14 protein-coding genes and 1 riboswitch are annotated in these 14236 nt (G+C 32.3%); of the genes, 8 read left to right on the top strand and 6 right to left on the bottom strand.

Annotated features, from left to right (window positions below):
* Window positions 1-7: 7 nt before the first annotated feature.
* The 3 genes from X929_RS08255 to X929_RS08245 are packed head-to-tail and all read right to left on the bottom strand — an operon-like array spanning window position 8 to window position 4172.
* The gene (locus X929_RS08255) at window positions 8-2068 is read right to left on the bottom strand and encodes a hypothetical protein (RefSeq protein ID WP_103067552.1); all 2061 of its coding nucleotides are present in this window, start codon (window positions 2066-2068) and stop codon (window positions 8-10) included.
* A gap of 2 nt (window positions 2069-2070) precedes the next feature.
* Window positions 2071-3714 carry a PEGA domain-containing protein gene (locus tag X929_RS08250; protein ID WP_146255784.1) on the bottom strand — a complete coding sequence of 548 codons (1644 nt, stop codon included), beginning with the start codon at window positions 3712-3714 and terminating at the stop codon, window positions 2071-2073.
* Window positions 3715-3734: 20 nt separating this feature from the next.
* Window positions 3735-4172, bottom strand: coding sequence for a MarR family winged helix-turn-helix transcriptional regulator (locus tag X929_RS08245; RefSeq protein WP_103067550.1), 438 nt, complete (start codon window positions 4170-4172; stop codon window positions 3735-3737).
* Between the two features lie 246 nt (window positions 4173-4418).
* Here X929_RS08245 and X929_RS08240 point away from each other — a divergent pair, with 246 nt between their 5' ends.
* On the top strand, window positions 4419-5783 hold the full coding sequence (locus X929_RS08240) for an MATE family efflux transporter (RefSeq protein ID WP_211286758.1): 1365 nt from the start codon (window positions 4419-4421) through the stop codon (window positions 5781-5783).
* Between the two features lie 223 nt (window positions 5784-6006).
* A complete protein-coding gene (locus X929_RS08235) occupies window positions 6007-7440 on the top strand; it encodes an MATE family efflux transporter (RefSeq protein ID WP_103067549.1) in 1434 nt (477 codons plus the stop codon).
* 44 nt (window positions 7441-7484) lie between these two features.
* Here X929_RS08235 and efp read toward each other — a convergent pair whose 3' ends face one another.
* The gene (efp, locus tag X929_RS08230) at window positions 7485-8042 is read right to left on the bottom strand and encodes an elongation factor P (RefSeq protein WP_103067548.1); all 558 of its coding nucleotides are present in this window, start codon (window positions 8040-8042) and stop codon (window positions 7485-7487) included.
* 330 nt (window positions 8043-8372) lie between these two features.
* Here efp and X929_RS08225 point away from each other — a divergent pair, with 330 nt between their 5' ends.
* Window positions 8373-8570: a cold shock domain-containing protein gene (locus X929_RS08225; protein WP_103067547.1), complete on the top strand. Its 198-nt coding sequence runs from the start codon at window positions 8373-8375 to the stop codon at window positions 8568-8570.
* A gap of 57 nt (window positions 8571-8627) precedes the next feature.
* Here X929_RS08225 and deoC read toward each other — a convergent pair whose 3' ends face one another.
* Window positions 8628-9377: a deoxyribose-phosphate aldolase gene (gene deoC, locus X929_RS08220; protein WP_103067546.1), complete on the bottom strand. Its 750-nt coding sequence runs from the start codon at window positions 9375-9377 to the stop codon at window positions 8628-8630.
* Between the two features lie 110 nt (window positions 9378-9487).
* Window positions 9488-9592, top strand: a riboswitch (TPP riboswitch).
* Window positions 9593-9730: 138 nt separating this feature from the next.
* Here deoC and X929_RS08215 point away from each other — a divergent pair.
* Both X929_RS08215 and X929_RS08210 read left to right on the top strand, forming a co-directional pair.
* The gene (locus X929_RS08215; protein WP_103067545.1) at window positions 9731-10708 is read left to right on the top strand and encodes a thiamine ABC transporter substrate-binding protein; all 978 of its coding nucleotides are present in this window, start codon (window positions 9731-9733) and stop codon (window positions 10706-10708) included.
* Window positions 10709-10826: 118 nt separating this feature from the next.
* The gene (locus X929_RS08210; protein WP_245858693.1) at window positions 10827-12251 is read left to right on the top strand and encodes an ABC transporter permease; all 1425 of its coding nucleotides are present in this window, start codon (window positions 10827-10829) and stop codon (window positions 12249-12251) included.
* On the opposite strand, the gene X929_RS08205 is transcribed toward X929_RS08210, so the two are convergent.
* Window positions 12248-12961 (bottom strand): hypothetical protein, encoded by a 714-nt coding sequence (locus tag X929_RS08205; RefSeq protein WP_103067543.1) that lies wholly within the window; start codon window positions 12959-12961, stop codon window positions 12248-12250. The genes X929_RS08210 and X929_RS08205 overlap by 4 nt on opposite strands.
* Window positions 12962-13219: 258 nt before the next feature.
* On the opposite strand from X929_RS08205, the gene X929_RS08200 reads away from it, so the two are divergent.
* Genes X929_RS08200 through X929_RS08190 form a run of 3 tightly spaced genes read left to right on the top strand, consistent with a single transcriptional unit; the run spans window position 13220 to window position 14216 of the window.
* A complete protein-coding gene (locus tag X929_RS08200; RefSeq protein ID WP_103067542.1) occupies window positions 13220-13432 on the top strand; it encodes a DUF2281 domain-containing protein in 213 nt (70 codons plus the stop codon).
* Entirely contained in the window at window positions 13432-13809 is a 378-nt protein-coding gene (locus X929_RS08195; RefSeq protein WP_103067541.1) for a type II toxin-antitoxin system VapC family toxin, read from the top strand. The genes X929_RS08200 and X929_RS08195 overlap by 1 nt, the downstream gene beginning before the upstream one ends.
* Before the next feature lie 50 nt (window positions 13810-13859).
* Window positions 13860-14216, top strand: coding sequence for an encapsulin-associated ferritin-like protein (locus tag X929_RS08190; protein WP_103067540.1), 357 nt, complete (start codon window positions 13860-13862; stop codon window positions 14214-14216).
* Window positions 14217-14236 lie beyond the last annotated feature (20 nt).

Genomic DNA, 14236 nt, shown 5'->3' with positions numbered 1-14236 from the left:
CCAAAAATTATTGGAATAATAAAACGATCCCTGCCCCAACCAATACTCCAATAACCCCTACAATTATTGATGAAATATAAGTTTGACTGGGTTTTTCTATATCTTGTATAGAATTTTCTAAATTATTTATTTTTTTTACGTTCTCATCCGTTTTTTGAGAGAGTGTGGAAATACTTTCATCGTGAAAAAAAACGGTTTTTTCAATATTAGAAAGCCTTGATTCAACACTTGATAGTTTATCTTCGATATTTTTTAATTTTTTTTCAAAGGAAACTAACTCTGTAGCTAACTGCTGAGATAATTCTGCCTTTAGATCGTTTTTTAACACCGTAGGATCGTTCAAATATTCAGACTCACTTTTTATCTCATAATATTTATCAAGTAACGAATTATAAGTGTTTTTAAGCTCATCTATTTCAGAGGAAGTTATTTGAAAATTGTTCAAAGTTTTTTCAATATTGGATAATCTGTTCTCTACTTGTATTAGATCATTCTGTAATTGGGCATTTGTTCTATTCAAATTTTGGTAATTGTTATCCAAATAACCAACAGTTTCAGCTAGTTTTGTAATATTACCTATTTGAGATAATGTATCTTTATTTAAATTAGTTAAAGTTGCTAAAGATGATATTTGAGCATTCAATGTTTCTGTTTTTTCCTTTAAAGTTTGGATATCCCCGTTATTTTTTTCTAATGCCAAATATAGTTCGTTCAAATTATTCTTAAATTCTTCGAACATAGTAGCATATACAGTCAATTCACCAATTTGATCATAATAAGCACCAATTGTTCTTTCTAAACTTGTGACTCTTTCTTGTAGATTTTTTATATCCACAGTATACTGAGGAGCAGCCATCTGTGATGGAGTTGGAGTGAGTTTTGATAATTCAAAAATTATGTTATCCAATTTTTTGTTCTGAATTATTATTTGGTCAGAAAGGGTGTTGTATTTATTTTGCATATCTAATATTTTGGAGTTGTAGTAAGCATGTCTTGCATCGAAAGTTTCAATGTAAGATTGGTTTGAAGCTACTTGGTCATACAATACAGATATATCATTAGCGAGATTATCAGTTTTAACTTTTAACCCTTCGATATCAGTTCTTACTCCGAACAACAGTTCATAGCTTAATGTTTCTGTTGAAATACTTGTTGAAACGTTTGAGAGAATGAAATTCAACTTTGCCTCGTTTTCATTAATCTTTTTGTTAAGTTCATTATAACTGTTTTTATATGGAACTATCTCACTTTCTACCCTTGCAATCCTTTGATCAAAATTGTTCAATGTAGCCGTCAATGTGTCGTTAAAAAGATAAACCTCATTTTTAGCGATGTTTGTTAAAGAGGTTTTCAACCCATCTATTTCGAAATTTAATCTCATGTCTATATAATTTTTTAATTCTTCCTTATTCGACTCGGTTGAATCAACTAACACAGAGTTCAAACTCTCAATAGTGTTATCATATTTATTGTTTAAGTTTATTACCTCTTGTTCGAAATTATTAAGTCGTTCTTGAAAAATAGTCAAGGATGCCATTGAAGAGTCAGCAATCATTTGTACTTCATCTTGTGCCATTTTTTTTGCAATATCTATCGCTCCTTGAGAAATTTCTTGAAAAATAATGTTGTCTTCGTTAATTGGTTGGCTTGGATCAATTACTGCTAAAATATCTGATACATTTTTCCCCAAATTTTGGATAGTGGAGTCCAGATAAGATAGTCGGTCATCGTGGGCAAAAACGGTGCTTTCTAAATTGTACAATCTTATTTCAGCATTAAGATTTTCTAGATAAAGCAATCTATTACTTATTTCTTGGAGCTTTTGACCATAAAGTCCATCTACATAATTAAGCATGTTTGAGCCAAACTCTGCCAAATCATATCTTAGAACCTGCTGAGATCCTCTGAAACGGCCTTGATTGTCCAGAAACATAATTCCCGATTCAACCATTCTTACCACTTGAGGATAGATTGGTGAGGATGGCTGTAAATCGCCTATGTTGGTTTGGGACAACAAACTTAATGAAATAAAAGTAACGAGCAAAAATAAAATTATTTTTTTATTCACAGTTATAACCCCCTAAAAAGCTTATCTAAGTCAACGTACATAGGTTCGTGTATAAAAAGCACTACTGAAGCTTCTCCATTTGAAAACAAAGTCGGTCCTGTGGGCAAATAGAATGCTTTATTCGTGTTAGTATATTCTTCGCCATTGATAGTATACTTCTCTCCAGTAAAATTAACTTTTACAGGTACCTTTGAGTCAAATTCAAAATGAACGAAACTCTTTTCACCTGAACTTATAGAGACTTTTTGTTGTTTAATTTCATTAAACTTTCTAACCTCTACAGTATGAACTCCTGGTTTTAACGGGTAACCAAAGCAATCGTTAGCATTTAAATATTGGCCATTAATGTATATAAGAGGATCTTTAACGTTTGTAGTTATAAATAGATTTCCAAAATCACTTTCAGTATAAATATCAACGCTTTCAGACGGTTCCAAAAGAATACTGTAAGTTCTATTTAATGTCCTTACGTTCACAAACTGGGGATTGTTTAACATATTGTAAAGAAAAAATGCAGGAGTTTTTTGAGTTTCTCCTATAAAGCTTACAGGTGTATTATGCAATGAATAAACATTTACTGTACTCAGTTTATTTAGATCTATAATTTCAATTTTGTCATAAAAATCTCCATAAATTGGAAATTCTAAACTTTTCTTTCCCGATATAATTCTAACAAAATGTGGTGAATCATCCAAAATAATCGAATCAATTCCTTTTCCTAGGTATTTGCCATCAATATTGAATTCGTAATTTTCAGAATTCAGAAAATTTATTTTATTTAAAAATGGTTTCAATTCAACATAGTATTTGTTCAAACCGTTTTGGGTTAATTCAATCATCAAATCTTTGGATACATATCCCAGTTTCGATAAAGTTAAATTATATGTTCCGAGCGGGAATAAACCTCGCATTGGGGTACTTCCTATAAATTCATTATCCAAAAATACGCCCACATCTTTTGGGTTGCTATCAACAAAAAGTTCTATTCCTTTTTCTAATTCAATGATTATTCTATCATCTTGAGGTAAATTTTTTAATGTCTTTACTAAATAACCCTCTTTTTCCAACGAAATTATATCAAAATTACTTCTTTTTACGGTAATCGGTGTTTTTCCAAGTAACTTTCCATCCAAAAAAACGTTTGTTTGAGGAGGATTTGATTCGATCAGTATTTCATCAATGGGAATTAAAGTAACACTAAAATGTTTCTTATCAAACGGTTTCAGTTCAAGGTTCAATTCTTTATTAAAATAACCGTCTTTTTCTATAATCATTTTTTCTATGTTGTAGGGAATATCAACTTCATTAGATGTTGGTAGAAGTATATAATAATTTTGGTTTAAAAAGGTATATTTTATATTAGCAGAATCAACGTTGATATCAAAAATAAGTTTAGCTAAAGGTACTTGTTCGGCTGTTATTTGTGATTCGATTCCTAAAAGCTCTATATGAGTAATAAAATCACTATATCCTGGTTTTTTTATTTTTAAATAACCAGGCTTATCATCAGGAACTTCTATTGTAAAAGGTGTTTCTGTAACGGTTCCCATAAATCGTGAATCAAAATAAACTTCGCTACCTGTTAAAGCTATTATATTTACTGTATAAGAAAAAAGAAATGTCGTAAAAATTAACAAAAGAAACACTAGCAAACTTCTATACACGGTTAAATCTCACCTCGTTTTTCATTCAAAATCATATTTATCTCTTTTAATATTTCTATACTTGTTTCTTTTTTTCCCAATTTTTCATAAACTTTTTCCATTAATTTTACCCTGTTTTTTATCACGTTTTCTATTATATTACTTCCTTCTTGAGTTATTTTGACGACGTATACTCTTTTATCCTTCTTGGATTTTTCCCTAACTAAATATCCTGCAACCTCTAATCTTCTAATGAGTCCGGTTGTTGTACTTTTTGTTATCCCTAATCTTTTACTGATATCACTGAGCATTTTAGGACCTTTGAAATAAACAGTTTGCAAAACATCAAACTGAGCCGGAGAAATGTTAAACTCTTTTAAAACCAGCCTTCCTTCGCTTTTAACTTTTGAGCAAATTTCTCTAATCAACTTTTCCATTTGAATTGAAGGATTATTTTCCATTTTATTCCTCCTGAAATTATGAAATAATTCTCTAGTTTCCTAACTTCATCATAATCAAAATGAAATATATATTATAGTATATCATATTCTAAAAAAATCAATGAGGCATTGTCAAACTTGAGTTATTTCAATATAAATGGTAAAATAATCAAAGACCCTTAAAAAGCCTTTTGGGGCTAAAGGGTGTTATTGTCCAAGTTTAGAGTTTCTAAAATTAATAATTTTTAATGATTGTGGGAGGAATATATGGAAAAAGATCTAACAAAAGGCAGTATAATAAAGCATATTTTGGTGATGGCATTACCCACAATGATTGGTATGGCAGCCCAAATGGTTTATGATCTTGTGGATATCTTTTGGATAGGTATGATTTCCAGTGAAGCGATAGCTGGTGTGACAGTTTTTTCCACTATATTTTGGATGGTAGATGCATTAAATGAGATTATTGGTGTAAGTTCAATCTCTTTGGTGTCTCAAGCTTACGGTAAAAAAGATTATTACCAAACTACGAGATCAATTGAACAAACGATAAGTTTCAAATTTTTGGTGGCGTTAATAGCGGCAACTTTCATGGCTATATTTTTGGAACCATTAATGTCTCTTTTTGTAGATGAAACTGTGGTGGGCTATGGTTTAGATTATGGTTATTTAAGATTGTTCTTTCTACCAATAATGTTTTCTTCTTACTCGATAAACACGGTTTTTAGATGTTTGGGCGATGCTAAAACTCCCATGATTATAATGATAGCTGTAAGCATACTAAACCTTTTCCTTGATCCAATCTTTATCTTTGAAACAGTGCCTTTTATCAATATAAAGGGCTTGGGATTTGGAGTTTTTGGTGCGGCAATTGCAACTGTAGTTTCCCAAACCATAGCTTTTTTCATTGGTTTTGTAATTCTTTTTACCAGGACACACGATGTAAAACCTCACATAAAAGGTTTGTTTAGATTAGACAAAGATATAGATATCAAGTTAATAACTATAGGATTACCCAACGGTATAGAAATATTTTTCAGAAATCTTTCAAATGTAGTTATCTTAGGTTTTGTTTCACTTTTTGGTAATGAAGCTATTGCTGCAAATGGGATCGCAGGTAGGATATTTGGCTTTGCCTTCGTTCCTTTATTTGGCCTTACTATGGGGGCATCTTCTGTTGTTGGTCAAACTATCGGAGCTGGAGATATAGGAAGATCGGAAAAAGCGGCAAATATCACAGGAATACTCGGATCAGTTGTAATGTTATTTTTCATCCTAATCGCTTTTGGCTTTGGTGAAAATGTGATTTCTCTATTCACAAACGATCCTATTGTGATTAAATATGGAACAGAATTTTTAAAGTATGGATCAATAGGCTTAGTGGTACTAGGTTATGGACTTGGTCTCGCAAGCTCTTTTTCTGGATCGGGATACAACTTTCCGTTTCTTTTATCCAGCATCATCTCAAGGTGGGGTATACAATTAGGTGTTTTGATCGTTGCAATTCAAATTTTCAATCAATCCTTAACATGGATATGGCTTTCTTATATGTTCGGAGATATTTCAGAATCTCTTATTCTTCTTTATTTTTATAAAAAAGGAAAATGGAAAAAGAAAAGAGCTTGGCAATAAAACCAAAAGAATCGATGATAACGATCATAGGATAAATAGAATATTCTTGACTGATAAAGCTTACAATATCTATAACGAAATGGAAAAAATGAATAACTAGTGGGAGAAAATTTTAACAGGCAATCTATCAATTGAAGAAAAAGAAATGGTTCAGGTTATATTGGATAAAATGCTCACTAACATACTAAAATACAAAGTTAAAGACCATCAGGAGGTGTCGTAATTGGAAGAAAATGCCAACAAGCTTGAAAACAAGAATATAGGGAAGTTATTAATGGAACTATCTTTACCAGCAATAGCTGCCATGTTGGTGCAAGCTTTATATAATTTTGTCGATACTATATACATTGCAAGAGGTGTTGGCACACTTGGGATAGCTGGAGTATCTGTTGCATTTCCAATTCAAATGATCATTATGGCTTTTGGTGGAATGATAGGAATCGGCGGGGGTACTTTAATATCCCGAAGTTTAGGGGCGAAGGATGTTGGACGCGCAGAAAAAGCTTTAGGAAATATTTTTTCTACTATATTTGTTTTAAGCATAAGTCTTACTATTCTTGGTACCATCTTTTTAGATCCTATTTTAATTTTCTTTGGTGCTACCCCCGATATTCTTCCATACTCAGAGGATTACATGAGTGTAATCCTTTTTGGAGCAATATTCTTTTCAATTGCAATGGCAGGTCACAACGTTATGAGAGCAGAAGGTAATGCAAAATATGCAATGATATCTATGATCATTCCAGGGATATTGAACATTATTCTTGATCCTATTTTTATATTTGGCTTAAATATGGAAGTAAAAGGCGCTGCGGTAGCTACAGTACTTTCTCAGTTTGTAGGGGTTGTTTATATAGGATATTATTTTTTTAGTGGGAAAAGTTCTTTGAAATTTCACTTAAAGAATTTCATATTAGATTGGCACATTATGTCTGAAACACTAGCGGTTGGATCGTCTGCATTTGCCAGGCAAGTTGCTGGGAGTTTACTAGCAATAGTTTTAAATAATTTGTTAGGGACGTACGGAACTTCATTGCATATAGCAATTTATGGGGTAATAAATAGACTCTTAATGTTCTTTTTTATGCCTATGTTTGGTATTGCACAAGGTTTTTTACCAATAGCTGGTTATAACTTTGGAGCCAAAAGATTTGATAGGGTAAAAGAAGTTCTGAAAAAGGCAACAATTGCTGCTATTATATGGTCAACAGTCTCGTTTGTGTTAGTTCAATTGTTTCCAAGTTTTCTACTTTCTATATTTTCAACAGATCCATCGTTGATTAACGAAGGTATTCCTGCTTTAAGGATAGACGGGATGTTTATATGGGTTGTAGGTTTTCAAGTTGTAGGATCTGCTCTATTTCAAGCTATTGGTAGAGCTGGCCCGGCGCTTCTGCTATCAATGTCGAGGCAAATATTGATATTTATTCCGTTGGTTTTTGTTATGTCCCATTTTTTTGGATTAATGGGGATATGGTACACATTCCCTATTTCAGATGTCTTATCCGCGTTGATCACGTTATTTTTTGTAAGCAGAGAGATCAATATTCTAAATTCTCTACAGAAAAAACAAATTCAAATTAACGATAAACAAAACGAAGTAGAAGAATCTTATGAGTCTGAGAGAAAACATGAATACCAATCCCAAGAAAAATAATAAGGCTCGATAAAAACATATCGAGCCTTTAATATATGCATTTTCTATGCTCTTTCTAGGTATTCCCCTGTACGGGTGTCTACTTTTATTTTTTGTCCTCTTTCCACAAAAAAAGGAACAGAGGTTTTCAATCCTGTTTCTAACGTCGCTGGTTTGCCTCCACCGGACACTGTGTTTCCTTTAAAGTTAGGCTCAGTGTCTGTAACGGTTAGAACCACAACGGTGGGAAGTTGAATAAAAATAGGATTCCCGTTAAAAAAGATTAGATCAACTTCCATATTTTCGGTTAAATAATATTTTTCATCTTCTAACTCTTGCGCAGGCAAAGAATATTGTTCATAGGTATCAAGTAACATAAAATAAAAATGGTCACCATCGTTGTATAAATACTGGGCTTTCCTAAAACTTATATCCGCTTCTTGAACCTTTTCACCACTAGAAAAACTAACTTCTTTTATCAAGCCTGTCATGACGTTTTTTAAACGAGTTCTAATTAATCCGCTACCTCTTCCCATAAAATGTTTATTGGCGTCAACCACACGATATACTTCGTTTTGATAAACGATGAAATCTCCTTTTCTTAAGTCTCCTACGTCGATCATTCACTTTCCTCCTTGGTTTTTTCAGTTAATCATAGATATCGCAACAATAAGAAGCTAAGCTCTTAAACCATTATATCTTAGTGACACTTAAAAATAATCGCAACTTCATTCCAGAATAAATTTAGCAATTATTTCTTAACTTGTCAAGTATTTTCTTGTATATTTGTTTAAAAACTTGTACCTAATTATCTTTGGAGGAAGTTTACTTATAATTCGTGTATTGTTTATGAAAAATTAACTTGCTTTCTTCTTCTTTTTGTATTATAATAATTTTGGAACACATTCCGTATGCTGCAATGGGTGGCACGGTAGAAATTTGGAGGTAACAAAGTGAAAGGTAAAGTAAAGTGGTTTGATTCAAAGAAAGGTTATGGCTTCATCACTGGGGAAGATGGGAACGACGTATTTGTACACTTCTCAGCTGTTCAAATGGATGGCTACAGAAAGTTAGAAGAGGACGAGGAAGTTGAATTTGAAGTAGTTGAAGGCGACAAAGGTCCTCAAGCTTCTAATGTAAGACCCTTATAAGTGTATACCATAATCTAAACCCAAAATACACTAAGGAGCGCGAAGGCGCTCCTTTATTTATATTTTCCCTTGAATTATCTTTAGTCCCGAACTCGTTCCTATCCTATCTGCTCCACAGCCTATCATTTTTAAGGCTGTTTCTAAATCTCTAATACCACCAGAAGCTTTTACTTTCATCTCATTTCCTACAAGAAACTTCATCAAAGCCACGTCCTCTAATTCAGCACCCCCACTCCCGAATCCAGTAGAGGTTTTTACAAAATCAGCGCCAGCCAATTTTGAAATTACAACGGCAGCTATCTTTTCTTCCTTCGAAAGATAGCAGGTTTCAATAATAACTTTTAAAACTTTTTTAGAATCTTTAGTCAATGAAGAAATAGCATGTATTTCATCGTAAATATAATCATATTGTTGTACTTTAAGTCTTCCTATATTTAAAACCATATCTAATTCATCTGCACCGTTTTTAATCGAATTATCAGATTCATAAACTTTTGTTTCTATAGTATTAGCTCCCAAAGGGAATCCGATTACTGTTGCCACTTTCACATTACTATCTGTAAGAATTTCTTTTGATAAATTTACGTAAGTTGGATTAACGCAAACCGCATAGAAACTGTTATCTTTCGCTTCATTGCAAAGTTTTTCTACATCTGAAGGTGTTGAGGTTGCTTTAAGCAATGTATGATCAATATATTTTGCCACTTCTTGGGATTTTAGGTTTGCCTGTCTTTCCTCAAAAGTGAATTCATTTTCCACTCTTGTTATTTCATTTTTTATGATCTTTTTTAATTCTACAATTTCCATTTTTTTGCTCCTTTCATTAAAATTAATAATAAGATTGTTTTGAAAAATAATTACTAAAATATTTTACCATATTTGAAAAAAATGTGGTATAATAAATTTGAAAGTGAATAATAAATGGCCAGGGGAGCTGTAAGGCTGAGAGGATGCTTAAAAGGTATCGACCCTGACTACCTGATCTGGATAATACCAGCGAAGGGAGGCTAAAATATGTATATTAATTAATTCCTGTTCTCACTTTGTTGGTGAAGAACAGGATTTTTATTTTGCCTAACAAGTTAATAACGGGCATTCTATGTTAGGAACTATATACTTTAAGTTTAACTAAATAAATTATTTAAAAGAGGTGAGTTAAGGTGAAGAAGTTTTTAGCAATGTTGGGTGTTATGGTTGTTTTGTTATCTTTTGCTTTTTCTGAGGAATTGACTGTCTATATTTATGAAAGTCTTAGTTGGATTGAAGGAGGAACGGTTCAAAAGTTCGAAGAGATGAACGACTGTGAAGTAAAAGTGGTAAAATTAGGTGATGCAGGTAACGTTCTCACAAGGCTAGTTTTAGAAAGGAAAAATCCTCGGGCGGATGTGGTCATTGGGCTTGATCAATCCTTAGCTGCAAAAGCTGTTGAAGAAGATTTATTGATCCCTTACAAACCAAAAAACATTGAAAATGTTAAAGACAAAGCGTTGATATTTGATCCGGAATATTATGTAATTCCTTATGACTATGGAGCAATTGCCATTATTTACGATCCAGAAAAGATACATGAAGAATTAGAATCTTTTGAAGATCTAACTAAATTTAAAAACTCATTGATAATACAAGATCCAAGGGCATCAAGCACTGGTCAAGCTTTTTTACTGTGGACAATAGCAGTGTATGAAAATAATTGGAAAGATTTTTGGGAAAGACTTATGCCTGCAATATTAACAGTAAGTCCCAGCTGGGATGATTCTTTTGCAAAATTTGAAATTGGCGAGGCACCGATGATGGTCAGCTATGCAACCGATAGTGCATATTCACAATATTACTATGGGTCTAGTAAGTACAAAGTTTTCATTCCCAAGGAAGGTGCTTATGTTCAGATAGAAGGAGCTGGTATCGTTAAAGGAACTAATAATATTGAGTTGGCTCAAAAATTCATGGAATTTATACTAACAGAAGATTTTCAAAAGGAAATACCTTTAAATCAATGGATGTTCCCTGTAATTGATGTTGAACTCCCTGAGGTTTATCAATATGCAGTGGTTCCCGAAAAAATTCTGACTATTCCAGCCCAAGAACTTTCAAACAATCTAGAAAGATGGCTGAAAGAATGGGAGGCTCTATTGTACTGAACTTATGAACAATATAAGAAGCAAGAATTTGCTGTTTATTTTATTTTTGAGTTTATGGTTAATCCCTTTTTCTTTTTTATTTAAAGATTTTTTTCGTTTGGAGGGTTTAACGAACTTTTTGGATCCGCATACTTGGCGGATCCTAGGCTTTACTTTTTATCAAGCTACTCTTTCATCTGTTTTATCGTTGGCAATAACTTTGATTCCCGCTTATTTTGCTTCAAGAAATGAAGGGATCATATCTAAATTATTAGACAATACTATTTTTATACCTTTCTTTTTCCCACCGGTATCGGCAGTTATGGCTTTCACGCTTTTGTATTCTTCAGTTGGTATTCTTTCAAAATTGGGTTTTAGTTTAGATATTATGTACACATTGAAAGCGATAATATTAGCCCATGTCTTTTATAACTCTCCCATATTTGTTCGTTACATATCGGAAGCTCTTAGAAGGGTACCTGCAAGTTTTATTGAAACAGCCAGTATAGAAGGAGCGGGGAAGTTTAAAACTTTTATTAATGTAGAATTACCTTTGATTATTCCATCCTTTTCAAGAGGTTTATTCTTAGTATTTACATATAATTTTACAAGTTTCGCTATTGTTTTAAGTTTGGGTGGTATAAGATATTCGACTTTGGAAGTGGCTATTTCTTCAACATTGAGAAGTACACTGGATTTCCCCAAGGCTTTATCTTATGCATTAATTCAACTTATAATCCTTACGATTCTTAATACCGTTATATCAAAGTTTGAACCAATCTCTTTTGAATATGAACCATTCTCTCAAAAAAAATCCAGATACTTAAGTAGGACAATATCCATCGTTTACTTGATCTTTGAATATTCAATTGTCTTGATTGGTATTGCAGCTTCTTTTTTTGATTTTATAAATATGAAATTTGATATATCTTCATTTCTGAATTTATTTTCTAAAGAGTTAAATCGTGTATATCCCGTAGTTAGATCAATCTTAAATTCTTTTTTAGTCTCCACGGTATCAGCTTTCCTTGCGGTAATAACAGCATATTTTTTATTGAAAAATTACAGTAAGCTCATCAATGTTAGTGTAATGGCTACTTTGGGGATATCATCTGCTTTCTTGGGTATGGCTCTGCTTTATTTAAATATATTGTTTAATATTCCATACGTTATGTTATTGATTCTCGGATATTTCTTAATAACAATACCTATCGCATATTCGTTTTTGTTCCAACCGATACGTGGATTTGACAATAAAATAGTTGAAGCTGCAAAGATAGATGGGGCAAGAAAACTAGTAATCTTTCTAAAAGTAGAACTACCACTTCTGTTTTCTTCGTTTACAAGTGCTTTTCTTCAAATATTTGCGATAATTTTTGGTGAATTCACCATCAGTTACACAATGCAAGTGAGGGATTACTTTCCCCTTGCAAGTGTGGTTAATTATTCTCTTTCCTCAGGGAGATTATACCAAGAAGCAAATGCTTTAAGCGGTCTGAACATACTTTTAATCTTCTTTATCTTTTATGTAAGCAATAAGTTTGCGAAAAAGTCAGAAACTTAAACACTATCTTTTTCTACTACAGCAATAGCAAACTCCGTAATAAAATATGCTTTTATCATATAATATTTTTCGTTTTCTTCACTGCTTAAAATTTCTTCAAACAATTTACTGTTAGGAATATTAAGTTTATTTCTCAATATAACTAACATATTGAATTCTCTAATTTCGTCTATTTCAAAATATTTCGCGAGCGCAGTGGCCTTTAAATATGTATTTACGGCGGTTTTTATGTAATCGTATATCTTTTGTTTTATTGGCAAAAATTTAAAAAAGTTGTTTCTCATCAAACTAGCAATCTTCATTGCTCCAACTTTTCTAATTGATAAAAGTTCAAAAATGTTGTCGTATTTAAAATTAATATACATTCCAAAAAATTTTCCGCTCAATCTCCCTTTGGTATCTTTTTCTTTCAACATCTCACTGTTGATAGTTAGTGCGAACGGAAATATAGTTATAGTCTCTAAAAAGTTATCAAAATTAATTTCTAAATCATCGATATTGTAATTTAATTTTTCCTCCACTTCAGATCTTACACTGATCTCTGCTTCTTTGAATTTATAAGCAGCCTCTTTTAAATTTTCTATTATTTCGTCCATTTCACTGGGATCAGCGTTTTTTAAAAATTCAAGATTAAACTTTTGAAGCTCGGGATGTTCCTTAAACAATCTATTTAAAAATTCTCTAAATTCTTCACCATCGTAATCACTCATACCAAATTCCTCCAAAAATCTATATGAAAATATTTCTCTTCCACATTAATTATAACATATAATGTGATTTATCTAGGATTTTTTTGAAAAAAATAAAAAAATGGTATAATTTTAAATGTAAAAGTAATTTTGTAAAGCGGGTTGCGTTCCTAATGGGAGTTCTACTACCCACTCATTTTTTAAAGAAAATAGTTGTTTATGATTATTTTTGTATCATCAAATATCATAGAAGACAGTATCTAAAAGGAGGCAAAGATCATGCATGAGAAAGAAATCGAGGAAAAAATACAAAAGCTTCCCGAAGATTTGAGGAGAGAGGTTTTAGATTATGTGGACTTTCTACTAAGTAAGTATCGAGGCAAAGAAAATTTGAGAGGTAAATTCAGGTTCGACTGGGAAGGAGGCCTATCAGAGATAAGAGAGGAATTCACTTCTGGTGAACTGCAACACAAGGCTTTGGAGTGGAGATAATGTTTTTAGTCGATACGAACATATTTTTAGAAATTCTTCTTGATCAAGACAAGAAAGAGGATTGCAAGGCGTTTCTGGATGACAATATTGGAAACCTCAACATAACAGATTTTTCATTGCATTCTATCGGCGTAATCCTCTTTAGATATGGCAAAGAAGATATCTTCCGGAGATTTGTTGAAGATGTCATGCCTAACACTAAACTCCTATTTTTGCCGACGGAACTGTACAGGGAAATTGTAAATGTAAGAAAAATCTTGAAATTAGATTTTGATGATGCTTATCAATATAGCATAGCTAAATACCATGGATTGAAAGTAGTTACAATGGACAAGGATTTTGAGAGAATAAAGGATGTAGAAACTTTGTTTTTATAGGATGTCGGCTGACAGAGTAGACAATCAAAAATTAAAAGGAGGGATTCTAAATGCAAGATTACCATGAACCTTATGAAGAACTAAATGACAAAGATCGTTCTTATGTCTATGCATTAAACAGTTTAAAAGAAGAGATTGAAGCGATAGATTGGTACAACCAAAGAGCGGCTGTTTCTAAAGACCCAACGATCAAAGAAATTATGGAGCACAACAGGGATGAAGAAATTGAACATGCCGTAATGCTTATCGAATGGTTAAGAAGGAACATGGATGGATGGGATGAAGAACTGAGAACGTATCTTTTCACAGATAAACCTTTGTTGGAAGTTGAGGAAGAAGCTGTAGAAGGAGAAGAAGAGTCTTCTTCAAATAACAAAGGCGATTTAGGCCTAAGAGGATTGAAGTAGTAAAAAATATCAAAGATGAA

This window comes from Petrotoga olearia DSM 13574, from assembly GCF_002895525.1.
Taxonomy (GTDB): domain Bacteria; phylum Thermotogota; class Thermotogae; order Petrotogales; family Petrotogaceae; genus Petrotoga; species Petrotoga olearia.
Note: the sequence above shows the minus strand (reverse complement) of the source record. Positions and strands in the feature narration are given on the sequence as shown.

Excerpts from the sequence above, each read along its gene's own strand:
- efp (WP_103067548.1), bottom strand. The coding sequence starts at position 8,042 with ATGATCGACGTAGGAGACTTAAGAAAAGGAGATTTCATCGTTTATCAA.
- X929_RS08240 (WP_211286758.1), top strand. The coding sequence starts at position 4,419 with ATGGAAAAAGATCTAACAAAAGGCAGTATAATAAAGCATATTTTGGTG.
- deoC (WP_103067546.1), bottom strand. The coding sequence starts at position 9,377 with ATGGAAATTGTAGAATTAAAAAAGATCATAAAAAATGAAATAACAAGA.
- X929_RS08190 (WP_103067540.1), top strand. The coding sequence starts at position 13,860 with ATGCAAGATTACCATGAACCTTATGAAGAACTAAATGACAAAGATCGT.
- X929_RS08205 (WP_103067543.1), bottom strand. The coding sequence starts at position 12,961 with ATGAGTGATTACGATGGTGAAGAATTTAGAGAATTTTTAAATAGATTG.
- X929_RS08195 (WP_103067541.1), top strand. The coding sequence starts at position 13,432 with ATGTTTTTAGTCGATACGAACATATTTTTAGAAATTCTTCTTGATCAA.
- X929_RS08200 (WP_103067542.1), top strand. The coding sequence starts at position 13,220 with ATGCATGAGAAAGAAATCGAGGAAAAAATACAAAAGCTTCCCGAAGAT.
- X929_RS08245 (WP_103067550.1), bottom strand. The coding sequence starts at position 4,172 with ATGGAAAATAATCCTTCAATTCAAATGGAAAAGTTGATTAGAGAAATT.